Source organism: Altericroceibacterium spongiae, assembly GCF_003610805.1.
GTDB classification, from domain to species: domain Bacteria; phylum Pseudomonadota; class Alphaproteobacteria; order Sphingomonadales; family Sphingomonadaceae; genus Altericroceibacterium; species Altericroceibacterium spongiae.
Window position 1 is genome coordinate 51,296 of the sequence record NZ_RAPF01000007.1, and the last position, 12,674, is coordinate 63,969.

Annotated in this window: 12 protein-coding genes; 8 read left to right on the top strand and 4 right to left on the bottom strand. The window is 55.0% G+C overall.

Annotated features, from left to right (window positions below; all coding sequences use genetic code 11):
* Positions 1-170: 170 nt before the first annotated feature.
* Entirely contained in the window at positions 171-1,427 is a 1,257-nt protein-coding gene (gene rho / locus D6851_RS13605) for a transcription termination factor Rho (RefSeq protein WP_120325448.1), read from the top strand.
* A 107-nt stretch (positions 1,428-1,534) separates the two neighbouring features.
* Here the strand turns inward: rho and D6851_RS13610 are convergent, their stop codons facing one another.
* Complete coding sequence (locus D6851_RS13610) at positions 1,535-3,157, bottom strand: FMN-binding glutamate synthase family protein (RefSeq protein ID WP_120325449.1); 1,623 nt, start codon at positions 3,155-3,157, stop codon at positions 1,535-1,537.
* 18 nt (positions 3,158-3,175) lie between these two features.
* Positions 3,176-3,874, bottom strand: a complete 699-nt coding sequence (locus D6851_RS13615; RefSeq protein WP_120325515.1) for a dienelactone hydrolase family protein — start codon at positions 3,872-3,874, stop codon at positions 3,176-3,178.
* 102 nt (positions 3,875-3,976) lie between these two features.
* Here D6851_RS13615 and D6851_RS13620 point away from each other — a divergent pair, with 102 nt between their 5' ends.
* From D6851_RS13620 to D6851_RS13645, 6 genes are all read left to right on the top strand, one after another.
* Positions 3,977-4,270 carry a DUF6489 family protein gene (locus D6851_RS13620; RefSeq protein WP_120325450.1) on the top strand — a complete coding sequence of 98 codons (294 nt, stop codon included), beginning with the start codon at positions 3,977-3,979 and terminating at the stop codon, positions 4,268-4,270.
* A gap of 37 nt (positions 4,271-4,307) precedes the next feature.
* Positions 4,308-5,582, top strand: a complete 1,275-nt coding sequence (mnmE, locus tag D6851_RS13625; RefSeq protein ID WP_120325451.1) for a tRNA uridine-5-carboxymethylaminomethyl(34) synthesis GTPase MnmE — start codon at positions 4,308-4,310, stop codon at positions 5,580-5,582.
* Positions 5,583-5,670: 88 nt separating this feature from the next.
* Entirely contained in the window at positions 5,671-7,533 is a 1,863-nt protein-coding gene (gene mnmG / locus D6851_RS13630) for a tRNA uridine-5-carboxymethylaminomethyl(34) synthesis enzyme MnmG (protein WP_120325452.1), read from the top strand.
* Positions 7,530-8,168 (top strand): 16S rRNA (guanine(527)-N(7))-methyltransferase RsmG, encoded by a 639-nt coding sequence (gene rsmG / locus D6851_RS13635; protein ID WP_238474106.1) that lies wholly within the window; start codon positions 7,530-7,532, stop codon positions 8,166-8,168. Before mnmG ends, rsmG begins: the two co-directional genes overlap by 4 nt.
* A complete protein-coding gene (locus D6851_RS13640; protein WP_120325453.1) occupies positions 8,165-8,944 on the top strand; it encodes a ParA family protein in 780 nt (259 codons plus the stop codon). The genes rsmG and D6851_RS13640 overlap by 4 nt, the downstream gene beginning before the upstream one ends.
* A complete protein-coding gene (locus D6851_RS13645; protein WP_120325454.1) occupies positions 8,941-9,960 on the top strand; it encodes a ParB/RepB/Spo0J family partition protein in 1,020 nt (339 codons plus the stop codon). Before D6851_RS13640 ends, D6851_RS13645 begins: the two co-directional genes overlap by 4 nt.
* A gap of 51 nt (positions 9,961-10,011) precedes the next feature.
* On the opposite strand, the gene D6851_RS13650 is transcribed toward D6851_RS13645, so the two are convergent.
* Both D6851_RS13650 and D6851_RS13655 read right to left on the bottom strand, forming a co-directional pair.
* On the bottom strand, positions 10,012-10,560 hold the full coding sequence (locus tag D6851_RS13650) for a hypothetical protein (protein ID WP_120325455.1): 549 nt from the start codon (positions 10,558-10,560) through the stop codon (positions 10,012-10,014).
* A gap of 72 nt (positions 10,561-10,632) precedes the next feature.
* Positions 10,633-11,115: a GAF domain-containing protein gene (locus tag D6851_RS13655; protein ID WP_120325456.1), complete on the bottom strand. Its 483-nt coding sequence runs from the start codon at positions 11,113-11,115 to the stop codon at positions 10,633-10,635.
* 63 nt (positions 11,116-11,178) lie between these two features.
* Here D6851_RS13655 and D6851_RS13660 point away from each other — a divergent pair, with 63 nt between their 5' ends.
* Entirely contained in the window at positions 11,179-12,645 is a 1,467-nt protein-coding gene (locus D6851_RS13660; protein WP_120325457.1) for a PQQ-dependent sugar dehydrogenase, read from the top strand.
* The last annotated feature ends 29 nt before the right edge of the window (positions 12,646-12,674 follow it).

The window sequence follows — 12,674 nt, forward strand, 5'->3', positions numbered from 1 at the left end:
TGTTTTCGGCCCGATCGGAAACTGAAACGGCTTCTTGTGAATTGACCTCGATCCAAGACATGCCTATTTAAGAACTGATCCGGCTGATGGTTGCCATTCACGGCAACCAGGCCTGCTTTCCCCAAGCCCATAGGTCCGCCGGCACCTCTTCCTTTTAGTGGATACCCACAATGCATTTGAAAGAACTTAAGAAACGGGCGCCGGCTGAGCTGGTGTCCATGGCTGAAGAAATGGGCGTTGAAGCCGCCTCGACCATGCGCCGCCAGGACCTCATGTTCGCCATTCTCAAGGAAGTGGCGGATGACGGGGAGGAAATTCTCGGCGTGGGAACGATTGAAGTCCTGTCTGATGGTTTCGGCTTTCTGCGCTCACCTGAAGCGAATTATCTCGCTGGTCCCGACGATATCTATGTCTCTCCCAATCAGGTCCGTAAATGGGGTCTGAGGACCGGTGACACGGTTGAAGGAGAAATCCGGGCCCCCCGGGATGGGGAGCGGTATTTCGCTCTCACGAAGCTTCTGAAGGTCAATTTCGATGAACCTGAAGCAGTCCGTCATCGGACCAATTTCGATAACCTCACACCACTTTATCCTGAAAACCGCCTGAATCTCGATACGGTCGATCCGACTGTGAAGGATAAGTCTGCCCGGGTGATCGATCTGATTTCACCTCAGGGCAAGGGGCAGCGTTCGCTTATCGTTGCGCCGCCACGCACTGGTAAAACGGTATTGTTGCAGAATATCGCCAAGGCGATCACCGATAATCATCCGGAAGTTTTTCTGATCGTGCTGCTCGTTGATGAGCGCCCGGAAGAAGTTACCGACATGCAACGTTCGGTGAATGGTGAAGTCATTTCCTCTACATTCGACGAACCGGCACAGCGCCATGTGCAGGTCGCCGAAATGGTGATCGAGAAGGCCAAGCGTCTTGTCGAACACAAAAAGGATGTGGTGATCCTGCTCGATTCCATTACGCGCCTTGGCCGCGCCTATAACACCGTTGTGCCCAGTTCGGGCAAGGTGCTGACCGGCGGTGTCGATGCCAATGCACTTCAGCGCCCGAAGCGTTTCTTCGGTGCAGCGCGTAATATCGAAGAGGGTGGGTCGCTCTCCATCATCGCTACCGCACTGATCGATACAGGCAGCCGTATGGACGAGGTGATCTTCGAAGAATTCAAGGGCACCGGTAACAGCGAAATCGTGCTCGACCGTAAGGTGGCCGATAAGCGTATCTTCCCGGCTCTCGATGTCGGCAAGTCCGGAACGCGTAAGGAAGAGCTTCTGGTCGGTAAGGATCAGCTCTCCAAAATGTGGGTGCTGCGCCGTATTCTCATGCAGATGGGCACAGTGGATGCAATGGAATTCCTGCTTGATAAGATGAAGGATTCAAAGACCAATGAAGACTTCTTCACCACAATGAATCAGTAAATCCGGTTCAGACCGGGGATGAAAAAAGCCGCTAACTCATATGGAGATAGCGGCTTTTTATTATCTTTATAAAACAGATGTTTACCGCACTATATGCTGCACAAAAATTATGGAATAACGGGTCGAAAACTGGCTGCCTGAGCGGCTTTCCAATGCCGGGAATACTGAGTGCTGTCCGCATCCTTCAGCAATGCTCCCCTCGTCAGGAATTCATAGAACTGGTCGATGGAATCGGAGCGCACAGTGTTCCAGCGTTGTCCGATATGAGTGGGTTTGATTTCCCAGGGTGTATCGAGACCCATAGCAACGACGATCTGATGCAAACCTCTCAGAGTTTCTTTCTGATAGCGGGCCACACGAGACGCTTTGTCTTCCACCACCAGTCCTCGCTGCCGTGTCATATCCTGTGTGGCAATGCCCGTCGGGCAGGTATCGGTGTGGCAGCGCATCGACTGGACGCAGCCCAAGGCGAACATGAAAGCGCGTGCGGCATTGCACCAATCCGCACCCAGACCCATTTGCATCGCCATATCGGCTCCGGAATGGACTTTGCCACTGGCAGCGATTTTGACCTCATCCTTGAGATCGCAACCGATCAGAGCGTTACGCACCATAATCACACCTTCGCGCAAGGGGAGGCCCACACGGTTTGAGAGCTCTACCGGAGCGGCCCCTGTACCGCCTTCCGCTCCGTCGACCGTGATGAAGTCCAGACGAATGCCTGTTTCGAGCATTGCTTTCATCACAGCAAAAACTTCATGGGGTTGCCCGACACAGAGCTTGATACCTACTGGCTTACCACCGGACAAATCGCGCAGACGGGCGGCCCATTCGACCATTTCTATCGGTGTCCCAAAGGCCGAATGGCCAGCCGGTGAAACACAGTCCTTTCCTTTGGGGACTTGCCGGGCATCAGCGATTTCCTGTGTCACCTTGCTGCCGGGCAGCATTCCGCCATGACCCGGTTTGGCACCCTGGCTGAGCTTGATTTCGATCATGCGTACCTGATCGTTTTGTGCGGTCTCCTGAAAACGATCCGGACAGAACTGGCCATCATCGGTGCGACAGCCGAAATAGCCGCTTCCTAGCTCCCAGACGAGATCGCCGCCATGGGATTTGTGGTAACGTGAAAGCCCGCCTTCGCCGGTATCATGATAGAAGTTACCGATCTTTGCACCTTTATTGAGCGCCATAATGGCATTGGCAGACAGCGCTCCGAAGCTCATGGCAGAAATATTGAGCAGGGAGGCGTTATAGGGCTTTGTGCATTGGGTCGACCCGACCTTTGCTCGCCACTCCTTGGGCAGATCCTCTTTCGGTTTGATGGAGTGATTCAGCCATTCATATTCGTCGGAATAAACATCCAGCTCGGTGCCAAAAGGATGTGAATCCAGTTCACCCTTGGCACGGGCATAGATTAGCGCTCTTTCATCATGATTGAAGGGGCGTCCTTCCAGATCGCTTTCAACGATATAGCTGCGTAAAAAGGGCCGTAAATCTTCCATCATCCAGCGGAAGCGTGCGATCAGGGGATAGTTTCGTCTGAGCGTGTGTTTCTGTTGGAAGCTATCCCACAGGGCGATGCCCAAAAGCGGCAGCAATATTATCAGCGACCACAGGGCGTGGCCTGCATATAGCAGTGCTGCCAGAGACAGCACTGCCAGAACCGCAAGAGGTATGAAACGGCGAAACAGGTTGGCTGATGAGCGCCAGTTAGCATGGTTATGCATGGTCCATCGCTGCCTGTGTCAGGCGAGGTGAGTGGCGAAAAAATCTGCGGTTCGCTTATCGGCGAGCTGGGCGGCTTCCTCGCTCCGGCGTTTGCCGAATTCGGTAGCGAAGCCGTGATCGAGCCCCTGATAATCGTAGAGCGTGACGCGCGGATGATCGGCGAGGCCCTCATGCATTTTAGCCTGGGTTTCCTTATCGACGAATCCGTCCTCCGTCGGAATATGAAGCAGAAGAGGTTTGGCGATGGATTCCTTTTCGCCCAGCAACCCGTCGATCCCGACACCGTAATAACCCACTGTGGCATCGCAATCGGTGCGCGATGCCGTCATATAAGCGAGGCGTCCGCCGAGGCAGTAACCTACGGCGCCAACCTTGCTGCATCCTTCCTTGTCGCGCAGATATTTGATCGAAGCCTCGATATCGCGAATGCCCTGATCCTGATCGAATTTTCCCATCAGATCGAAGGCTTGCTGCAATTCCTGTTCGATGTCGGGATCGAGCTCGATACCGGGTTCGAGGCGCCAGAACAGATCCGGTGCGAGTGCAATATAACCTTGTTCTGCCAGTTTATCGCATTTGCGGCGAATGCCTGCATTCACGCCGAAAATTTCCTGAATAACGATAATGGCGGCTTTAGCTGTGCTGTCCGGTCGCGCGATATAGGCGGAAAATTCAGCCGATCCATCAAGGGTGGAAATGTTGATATTGGCGCTCATATAAGAATCTCCCGGAAAGGTTTTCGGTTCAAGGGTCCTTTTAATCATACGCCGCTTAAAGGGCCATGTTCCGATGTGCCGCCCGTGGCAGGAGAGATAACCATGAAAGTGAATATCGAAATAGATTGCACCCCAGAAGAGGCGCGCCGCTTCATGGGTCTGCCCGATGTCGAGAAGGCCAATGAAGTCTATCTGGAACATATCGCCAAGGCGATGAAAGGCGTTTCCAATGCCGATCAGTTGCAGGAATATGCTAAACAGCTCGCGCCAATGGGGCAGTTCGGGATGAAGTTGTTCCAGAATCTGATGGAGAACAGCACGGCGTTCAATGAAGGAATGAACAAGTCCGGAGCGACCGGACAGCGCCCGAAGAATGACGATGCAAAGAAGGATTGAAGCTGACGGGCTTTGCTCTCGGAGCTAAAGCCTCACTATGGATACTATTTTTGCATTGTCGAGCGGTGCTCCACCGGCCGGAATCGGTGTGGTCCGGATTAGCGGATTGCGAGCAGGGGATGCGCTTAAGGAGCTTTTCGGACGGTTGCCGGTTCCGCGTAAAGCGGCCTTCGGTCCACTGGTATCACCTGATGGAACGGTGCTCGACGAGACTCTGGTTCTGTGGTTTCCGGGGCCGGGGACGGTAACCGGAGAAGATCTGGCGGAATTGCATCTTCACGGTGGACGTGCCGTTATTGCTGCGGTGCAAAAAGCGCTCGGAGATATAAAAGGTTTACGCGCAGCGGAGCCGGGCGAATTCACCCGGCGCGGTTTTGCCAATGGTCGGATTGACCTTTCCGAAGCGGAAGGGTTGGCCGACCTGCTTTCCGCCGAGACCGAGATTCAGCGACAGTCTGCGATTACTATGGCCGGTGGCGAATTTTCGCAAAAAGTAAGCCACTGGCGGGATCGAATTTTGCTCTTTTCGGCGCAGGTCGAGGCCGTACTCGACTTCGATGACGAAGACGATGTCTCGTCTTTGCCTGAGAGTTTTTACAATGATCTGGCCAGTCTTCGGTCTGAAATGGAAGAATGGCTTACTTTACCTCATGCTGAAACCCTGCGTGAAGGATTTCGAGTGGCTCTGGCCGGTCCACCTAATGCCGGCAAGTCGACTCTGTTCAATGCACTGATCGAAAGCGATGCAGCAATTATCGCGGCGATTGCCGGAACGACCCGCGATGTTCTTTTGCGCTCTGTCGCATTTTCAGGGATCCCGTTCACTTTTGTCGACATGGCTGGCCTGCGCATTGATGCGAGCGATGAGATTGAAACGATCGGAATCAATCGTGCGCGTGAAGAGATTACCCGGGCCGATCTGGTCTTATGGCTTGGTGCTGAAGGAGAAGGGCCGGACGGCGCCTGGGAAATCGATGCTCAATGTGACCGGCAGGATAGGATAGGCAAGGAATCGGCGCATATGCGCCTTTCTGCCGTGACCGGGGAGGGGATGGCTGAGTTGAAGCAAGCACTGATTGCGGAAGCTGGTAAAGTGATGCCAAAACCCGGTCAGTCAGTGCTGAATAACCGGCAGAGGCAATTGCTGCGTCAAGCGGTCGAGGCCTTGAATCTTGCCGACGAAAATCGTGATCCCTTGTTGCTCGGCGAAAGTTGCCGCCTTGCCCGTCTCGCTTTCGACCGACTGATCGGGCGTACTTCTACGGAGGACGTCTTAGACACGTTGTTTGGCCGCTTTTGTATTGGTAAATAGAGGCAATGATCCGGGAAGGGCCGCATGTTCCACGTGAAACATGTGATGGCGCTTTGACCGTGTGATACGGAAAGCCTATTATAACGCTATGCATGAATTCGATATTCTGGTCGTGGGTGGCGGTCATGCCGGCTGCGAAGCGGCTTCGGTTGCTGCCCGTATGGGCGCGCGAGCCGGACTGATAAATTTTGATCTTACGACATTGGGAGCAATGAGCTGCAATCCGGCTATTGGTGGATTGGGCAAGGGGCATCTCGTGCGCGAGGTCGATGCGTTTGACGGGTTGATCGGGCGAGCGGCCGACTTCGCCGCAATCCACTATCGAATGCTTAATCGCTCCAAGGGGAGCGCTGTATGGGGGCCTCGTGTTCAGGCTGACAGGGAGCTGTTCCGGGAAGCCGTACAGCGCATGCTGAAGCAGCAAGGTAATCTCGCTCTGATAGAGGGAGAGGTTGCCGAACTGGTTTTCGAAGGTGAGCGTGTCGCTGGTTTGAAGCTCGGTGACGGTCAGAAGCTCGTCGCCCAGGCTGTGATATTATGTACCGGCACTTTTCTCGGTGGTACACTCTTCCGCGGCGAGGAGCGCTTTACTGGCGGACGTATTGGAGAGAATTCTGCCCAGCGTCTCGCCGAACAGTTGCGCGAAACGAATCTGCCGATGGCGCGCCTGAAAACCGGCACGCCACCGAGGCTGGACGGACATACGATCAATTGGGCTGTGCTCGATGAACAGCCCTCCGATAGCGACTTCTGGACGATGTCGCCAATGAGCCAGGAACGTGTCAATCCGCAATTATTCTGCGCAATTTCACGGACTAATCCGCGTAGCCACGATATCATTCGGGCCAATCTCGATCGGTCCCCGCTATTCAGCGGAGCGATAGGTGCGGCCGGTCCGCGTTACTGTCCGAGTATCGAAGACAAGATACATCGGTTTGCGGACAGAGATGGACATCAGATTTTTCTCGAACCGGAGGGCCTTCGAACCCATCTGGTCTATCCGAATGGTATCAGCACATCACTACCTGTCGATGTGCAACTGGCCATGTTGCGAAGCATGAAGGGGCTGGAGCAGGTCGATATGGTCGTGCCGGGCTATGCAGTGGAATATGATCACATCGATCCTCGATCATTGTCTGCCGGACTGGAAGTACGGCAGATTCCCGGTCTTTATTGCGCCGGTCAGATCAATGGAACCACCGGCTATGAAGAGGCTGCGGCGCAGGGGCTTGTTGCTGGTATGCATGCAGCGGCAAGGGCACTTGGCCGCGATCCTGCAGCGTTGGATCGGTCAAACAGCTATATGGCGGTGATGATCGACGATCTTACTTTGCACGGGGTAAGCGAACCTTATCGTATGCTGACTTCCCGCGCCGAATATCGTCTGCGTTTGCGAGCCAATAATGCCACGACCCGATTATCGCCTTTGGCTGATGCTACCGGATGTCTGTCACCTGCTCGTCAAAAGTGGTTTGCGGAACGGAGGAAAGCGCAGAGTCGGTGGAATGAGGCTCTGGATCGCAAGGTCCATTCGATCGATCTTGCTGATGCCGGTTTGCCGGTTCGCCGGGATAGCGGCGCCTTGCCGTTGCGTGAATGGCTGCGTTTTGGGGGTGTAACTTTGGAAAGTCTGGCCGACTGGTTGCCGGAAGAGTGCGATTCAAACAGTGATGTTGGGCAGGAGGCGGCTGAAGATTCTATCTATGCACCTTATCTTGCTCGTCAGAATGCTGAGTTACGGGACTTAAAGGCCAGCGATCAGCTGACGCTGCCGCACGATTTCCCTTATGATCGTGTTCCAGGCCTTTCGAATGAGATGATCGAGCGATTGCAGGCGGCTCAGCCTGAAACTCTGGCGGTGGCAGGGCGAGTGAGAGGAATCACACCTGCCGCTTTGGCAGCTCTTCTTGTCCATGCAAAACGAATTCAGAATGTGACAGACGCTGCATGACTATCGAGTTTGAAGATGAAGCCCGTGCTTTCTGTGCCACTCTCACAGATTCTGCAGGGATGGAGCGGCTTGAACGACTGGTTGTTCTTTTACGAGAGGAGAATCAGCGACAGAATCTGGTGGCGGAGAAAAGTCTCGATTATGTTTGGCAGCGTCATCTGGCCGATAGTGCGCAATTGCTCGATTATGTTCCACGTGAAACACAGCCATGGCTCGATCTCGGAACAGGCGCTGGATTTCCAGGTCTTGTGATCGCGGCGATGAATCCTGATTGGGACGTTGTTCTGGTCGAATCGCGTAAACGACGCGTCGAATGGCTTGAATCAGTTTGTGCGGACCTGAAGCTAACAAAATGCTGTGTGAAGGGGGCGCGTCTGGAGCAGGTGGTTTCTTTTCCGGCTGCTGTTATTTCAGCTCGTGCTTTCGCACCTTTGCCTAGGCTGCTAAACTTGGCAGCAAGATTTTCAACGCCGAACACAATTTGGGTCTTGCCCAAAGGGCGTTCTGCAGCGCAAGAATTGTCTGAACTCAAAAAATCGGCACAATCGATGTTTCACGTGGAACAGTCAGTCACGGATGGGGAGGCCGGCATTATTGTTGGTCGATACCGTCATAAACCGAGGCGAAAAGCATGATTCGAGTAGCCATCGCCAATCAGAAAGGCGGAGTAGGGAAAACGACCACTGCGATCAATATTGCTACGGCGATGGCTGCTGCAGGTTGGAAGACCTTGCTGGTCGATCTTGATCCTCAGGGAAATGCATCGACAGGTGTCGGCATTGCACCTGCTGCGCGTGAATATTCGAGTTACGACCTCTTGGTCGATCAGGCCGATATGGCCGATTGTATATTACGCACATCGGTACCTGGGCTCGACGTTATACCTGCAACAGTTGATCTTAGTGGGGCTGAGGTGGAACTGGTTGGAGTCGATGCGCGAGCAGAGCGGCTGCGTAAGGCGATGCAAAACGATGCCGATTACGATATCTGTTTTATAGACTGCCCCCCCTCTCTGGGCCTTTTGACACTGAATGCCCTGACGGCAGCGGATACTTTGATGATCCCGCTACAATGCGAATTTTTTGCACTGGAAGGCCTGAGCCAGCTTTTGCAGACCGTTGAGCAGGTTAAGCAACGCTTCAATCCGGAGCTCGGTATTGTCGGCGTGGTCCTGACGATGTTTGATCGCCGCAACCGATTGACAGATCAGGTGTCGGAGGATGTGCGGGAAGTGCTCGGAAGTCTGGTATTTGAATCTGTCATTCCGCGCAATGTCCGGCTTTCCGAAGCACCGAGTCATGGTTTACCGGCACTGGTCTACGATCATGCCTGTGCGGGAAGCCGGTCTTATATGGCTTTGGCTCGTGAATTGATTTCCCGCCTGCCGCCAGAAGAAAGGAAAGCTGCATGAGTGGCAAGAACAAAGCCGCTGCGGCAAAGGATGCTCCCGCTTCCATAAAGTCCGTTCCAGCCAGCAAGCGCAAGCTGGGCCGCGGGCTGGGTGCTCTGCTTGGTGAGGTCCGTCAGGAAGAACCGCTCACCCCGGCGCCGCAATCCGGTCTTCATGGTAAAGAAGAGCGCGGCAGTGCTGGATCGACTGTGTCTAATCCAGTGGAACGGCCTGCCGGATTGACCAATTTGCCGGTCGCATCGATCGAACCGCATCCACAACAGCCTCGCACGCATTTCGATGAGGAAGCACTTGAGGAACTGGCTGCATCTATCGCTCAACGCGGGGTGATACAGCCGGTTATCGTGCGCAGACTCGATAATGGCCGCTATCAGCTGGTTGCTGGCGAGCGGCGCTGGCGGGCCGCGCAAAAGGCGCAGCTACATGAGATTCCGGCGCTCATTCGCGATCTCGAAGAGCGCGAGGTGATGGCACTGGCGCTGATCGAGAACATTCAGCGCGAAAATCTCAGTCCGGTGGAAGAGGCGCGAGCCTATCAGCGGCTGGCGGATCAGGAAAAAATGACTCAGGCGGAGATTTCCCGACTGGTCGAGAAGTCCCGCAGCCATGTGGCAAATCTTCAGCGTTTGCTGGCTTTGCCCGAAGAAGTTTTGGCCCATATTGAAGCCGGACAGCTCGATATGGGGCATGCCCGGGCGTTGATAGGGCAGGAAAATGCAGCGGAACTGGCTAAAAAGGCCATTGAGAAGAAGCTTTCGGTTCGTGAAGTTGAAAAGCTCGTGCGCAAGCAGGCCCGCGAGGCCAGCGGTGATGCGCCGGCAAAACGCCATGCACGTAAACCGCGCGCTGAAGATGCTGACATTATTGCCGTGCAGAAACAGCTGGAAGAGTTTCTTGGCCTGCCTGTCAAAATTGAATCTGACGATGATCCGCGTTCGGGTACGGTGGCGATCAAATATCGCACGCTCGATCAGCTTGATCTGATCTGTCAGCGGCTGAGCGGTGGCGATATCTGATCTTAAAAAAAGGAGCAGTTGGGGGGTAATGAACCTCCCTGTTTTGCTTGTTTACTGCTGGTAGGTGACAGTCCCGCTGTCAGTGACATCCTGTGCGGCAATGCGCCTGTCCTCTCGACGGCGAAGGGCTCTCATTCGCGGTACACGGGATTGAGAAGCGGAGGATTCGGGAAGAGGATATTGTGGGCGTGAATAGGCGGCTTCATAGCTCACCAGATAGCGCTCACAGCGATCCGCTATATGCGCTCGCGCCGAAGCCTGATCGATCACCATCCCTTCCAATGATCGATTATTCAGCAAACGGTGGCGACATTCGGACAACCAGGCAGAGCGCTGCGGTTCGGGATAATGGAAAAGCTCACTTTTCGTCACAGGCGGGGAGGGAGGAGGCAGGCGCTCCATCTCCGCTTCGGGATCGTATCGATAATAGGTACCAGACCAGACACCATCGAAATTACCATCGGCGTCCCAGGCGCCTTCCCAGCCTCCGCGATACTCTCCGCCGCCATGGGGGCGATCGGCATTGCGGGCCTGTGCTGGCGCAAGAGCAACACCAGCACAGAATAAAGCGGCAGCCATAGAACCGATATGCGCAAACATAAGGTTTCCTCCGAATAGGAGCCGGAATTAACCTTTTATTTACTATATTAACAGGGGAAAGGAAGAAAAGGTTCAGATTCGTCCGATAAGCATGCTGGCCAACGCTTCAATGCCGTTTTTGTCCTCTGCGTCGAAGCGTCCGGGGGAGGGGCTGTCGAGATCGATCACCGCTACCACCCGATCCTTTTCGATCACAGGCACGACGAGTTCAGATCGGCTTTGTGCATCGCAGGCAATATGGCCGGGAAAGGCATGGACATCGGGTACCAGCTGCGACTCACCGGTCTCCGCAGCTGCACCGCAAACGCCCCGCCCAACCGGGATACGGATACAAGCCGGTTTGCCGCAAAAGGGGCCGAGCACCAATTCGTCTTTCACCATTCGATAAAATCCTGCCCAGTTCAGATCAGGCATCAATTGGTACAAAAGCGCTGCAATATTAGCCATATTGGCGATTTTATCCGGCTCACCCTCCGTCAACGCACGGGCGGCGGACAGAATATCCTCATATAATTCGGATTTGGGCTGATCGGGGTTGGGTGTGAAATCGAACATGAATGCCGATCTAGCGATCCTTCCGATTGCCGCAAGCGTCTGCCTCGCTTAAAACATGGCGCTATGAACATTTGGAAAAAGATCGCGCTAGGCGTCCTTGTCGTCATTTTGGTGCTGGTGGCTATTGGCTGGTGGCTGACCCGGGGTGTTCCGGCTCAATATTCGGTGGAGGATGTGACCGGTGACGATCCCGTGCTCGCCGAGCCCGATCCGCAGACTATTCCCACGGTGGAAATAGCGAAGCCGGTTGGCTGGCCGGATGACAAGGCTCCCGAAGCGGCAGAGGGATTGCAGGTCAATCGCTATGCCACCGGGCTCGACCATCCGCGCACGATGTACACTTTGCCCAATGGCGACGTGATTGTGGCCCTGACCAACTCACCGCCGCGCGATTTGCCGGGTGGGCCGGAAGGCTGGATCATGGGTCTGCTTTTCCGTCAGGCCGGTGCTGACGTTCCCTCCGCCAACATGCTTGTTTTGTTACGCGATGAAGATGGGGACGGAACGGCCGAGAAGCGCTACATGCTGCGCGACAATCTTCATTCACCTTCGGGTATCGCCTATGCTGATGGCAAACTCTATGTCGCCAATCACGATGCGGTACTCAGCTATGATTACGAACTTGGCGATACCAAGCTGACCGGCAATCCCAAGAAGCTGATGGATCTGCCGCCCGGTGGCGATCACTGGATGCGCAATCTCTATCTCAGCCCGGATTCCACACGCCTTTATGTTGCGATCGGTTCGGCGTCCAATATCGGTGACCGGGGCATGGAGGCGGAGAAGGGCCGTGCCTCGATTTATGAAATCAATCTCAAAAGCGGGTCCCATCGTCAGTTTGCCGGAGGTTTGCGCAACCCCAACGGGCTGGCATGGAATCCCTGGGCGGATGAGCTTTGGGTGACGGTGAATGAGCGTGACATGCTCGGTTCCGATCTGGTGCCGGACTATCTCACCAATGTACCGGTCGGCGCGCAATATGGCTGGCCGTGGCTTTATTGGGGCGACATTGTCGATGAGCGTGTGACCGCACCCATGCCGAATTTCCTCAGTGAATATACTCGGCGCCCCGAATATGCGCTGGGTCCGCATGTTGCTGCGCTTGGTCTCACCTTCACGCAGGAAGGTGCCCGTATGCCGGAGACATTCTCCCACGGTGCCTTCATTGCCCGGCACGGTTCCTGGAACCGCAAGCCGCCGGCAGGCTATGATGTGATCTATGTCGCATTCGATGAGCGGGGGAATCCGGTTGGCAAGCCGATCCAGGTGCTGAGTAGCTTTCTGGACCCCGACGGTGGCACATATGGTCGTCCGACATGGGTCGCATGGGACAAGACGGGGGCTCTTCTGGTGAGCGATGACACAGCCGGAATCATCTGGCGTGTCAGTGCACCGGATGCCGAGCCTGCGCCTGCGCCGGTGCGGATAAAATCGCGTTCTTTACCGCCTCAGCGCGAACTGAATGGCGATCCGTCACGGGCTTTCGAAAATCCGCCGGCGGATATTCAGCCGGGATCGATCGGCAATTGATACGAAGCCCCGCTCCCGTGAAGGAGCGG

What these genes read in the sequence shown, in the direction of transcription:
- rho (WP_120325448.1), top strand. Translation starts at nt 171, where the DNA reads ATGCATTTGAAAGAACTTAAGAAACGGGCGCCGGCTGAGCTGGTGTCC.
- D6851_RS13610 (WP_120325449.1), bottom strand. Translation starts at nt 3,157, where the DNA reads ATGCATAACCATGCTAACTGGCGCTCATCAGCCAACCTGTTTCGCCGT.
- D6851_RS13615 (WP_120325515.1), bottom strand. Translation starts at nt 3,874, where the DNA reads ATGAGCGCCAATATCAACATTTCCACCCTTGATGGATCGGCTGAATTT.
- D6851_RS13620 (WP_120325450.1), top strand. Translation starts at nt 3,977, where the DNA reads ATGAAAGTGAATATCGAAATAGATTGCACCCCAGAAGAGGCGCGCCGC.
- mnmE (WP_120325451.1), top strand. Translation starts at nt 4,308, where the DNA reads ATGGATACTATTTTTGCATTGTCGAGCGGTGCTCCACCGGCCGGAATC.
- mnmG (WP_120325452.1), top strand. Translation starts at nt 5,671, where the DNA reads ATGCATGAATTCGATATTCTGGTCGTGGGTGGCGGTCATGCCGGCTGC.
- rsmG (WP_238474106.1), top strand. Translation starts at nt 7,530, where the DNA reads ATGACTATCGAGTTTGAAGATGAAGCCCGTGCTTTCTGTGCCACTCTC.
- D6851_RS13640 (WP_120325453.1), top strand. Translation starts at nt 8,165, where the DNA reads ATGATTCGAGTAGCCATCGCCAATCAGAAAGGCGGAGTAGGGAAAACG.
- D6851_RS13645 (WP_120325454.1), top strand. Translation starts at nt 8,941, where the DNA reads ATGAGTGGCAAGAACAAAGCCGCTGCGGCAAAGGATGCTCCCGCTTCC.
- D6851_RS13650 (WP_120325455.1), bottom strand. Translation starts at nt 10,560, where the DNA reads ATGTTTGCGCATATCGGTTCTATGGCTGCCGCTTTATTCTGTGCTGGT.
- D6851_RS13655 (WP_120325456.1), bottom strand. Translation starts at nt 11,115, where the DNA reads ATGTTCGATTTCACACCCAACCCCGATCAGCCCAAATCCGAATTATAT.
- D6851_RS13660 (WP_120325457.1), top strand. Translation starts at nt 11,179, where the DNA reads ATGAACATTTGGAAAAAGATCGCGCTAGGCGTCCTTGTCGTCATTTTG.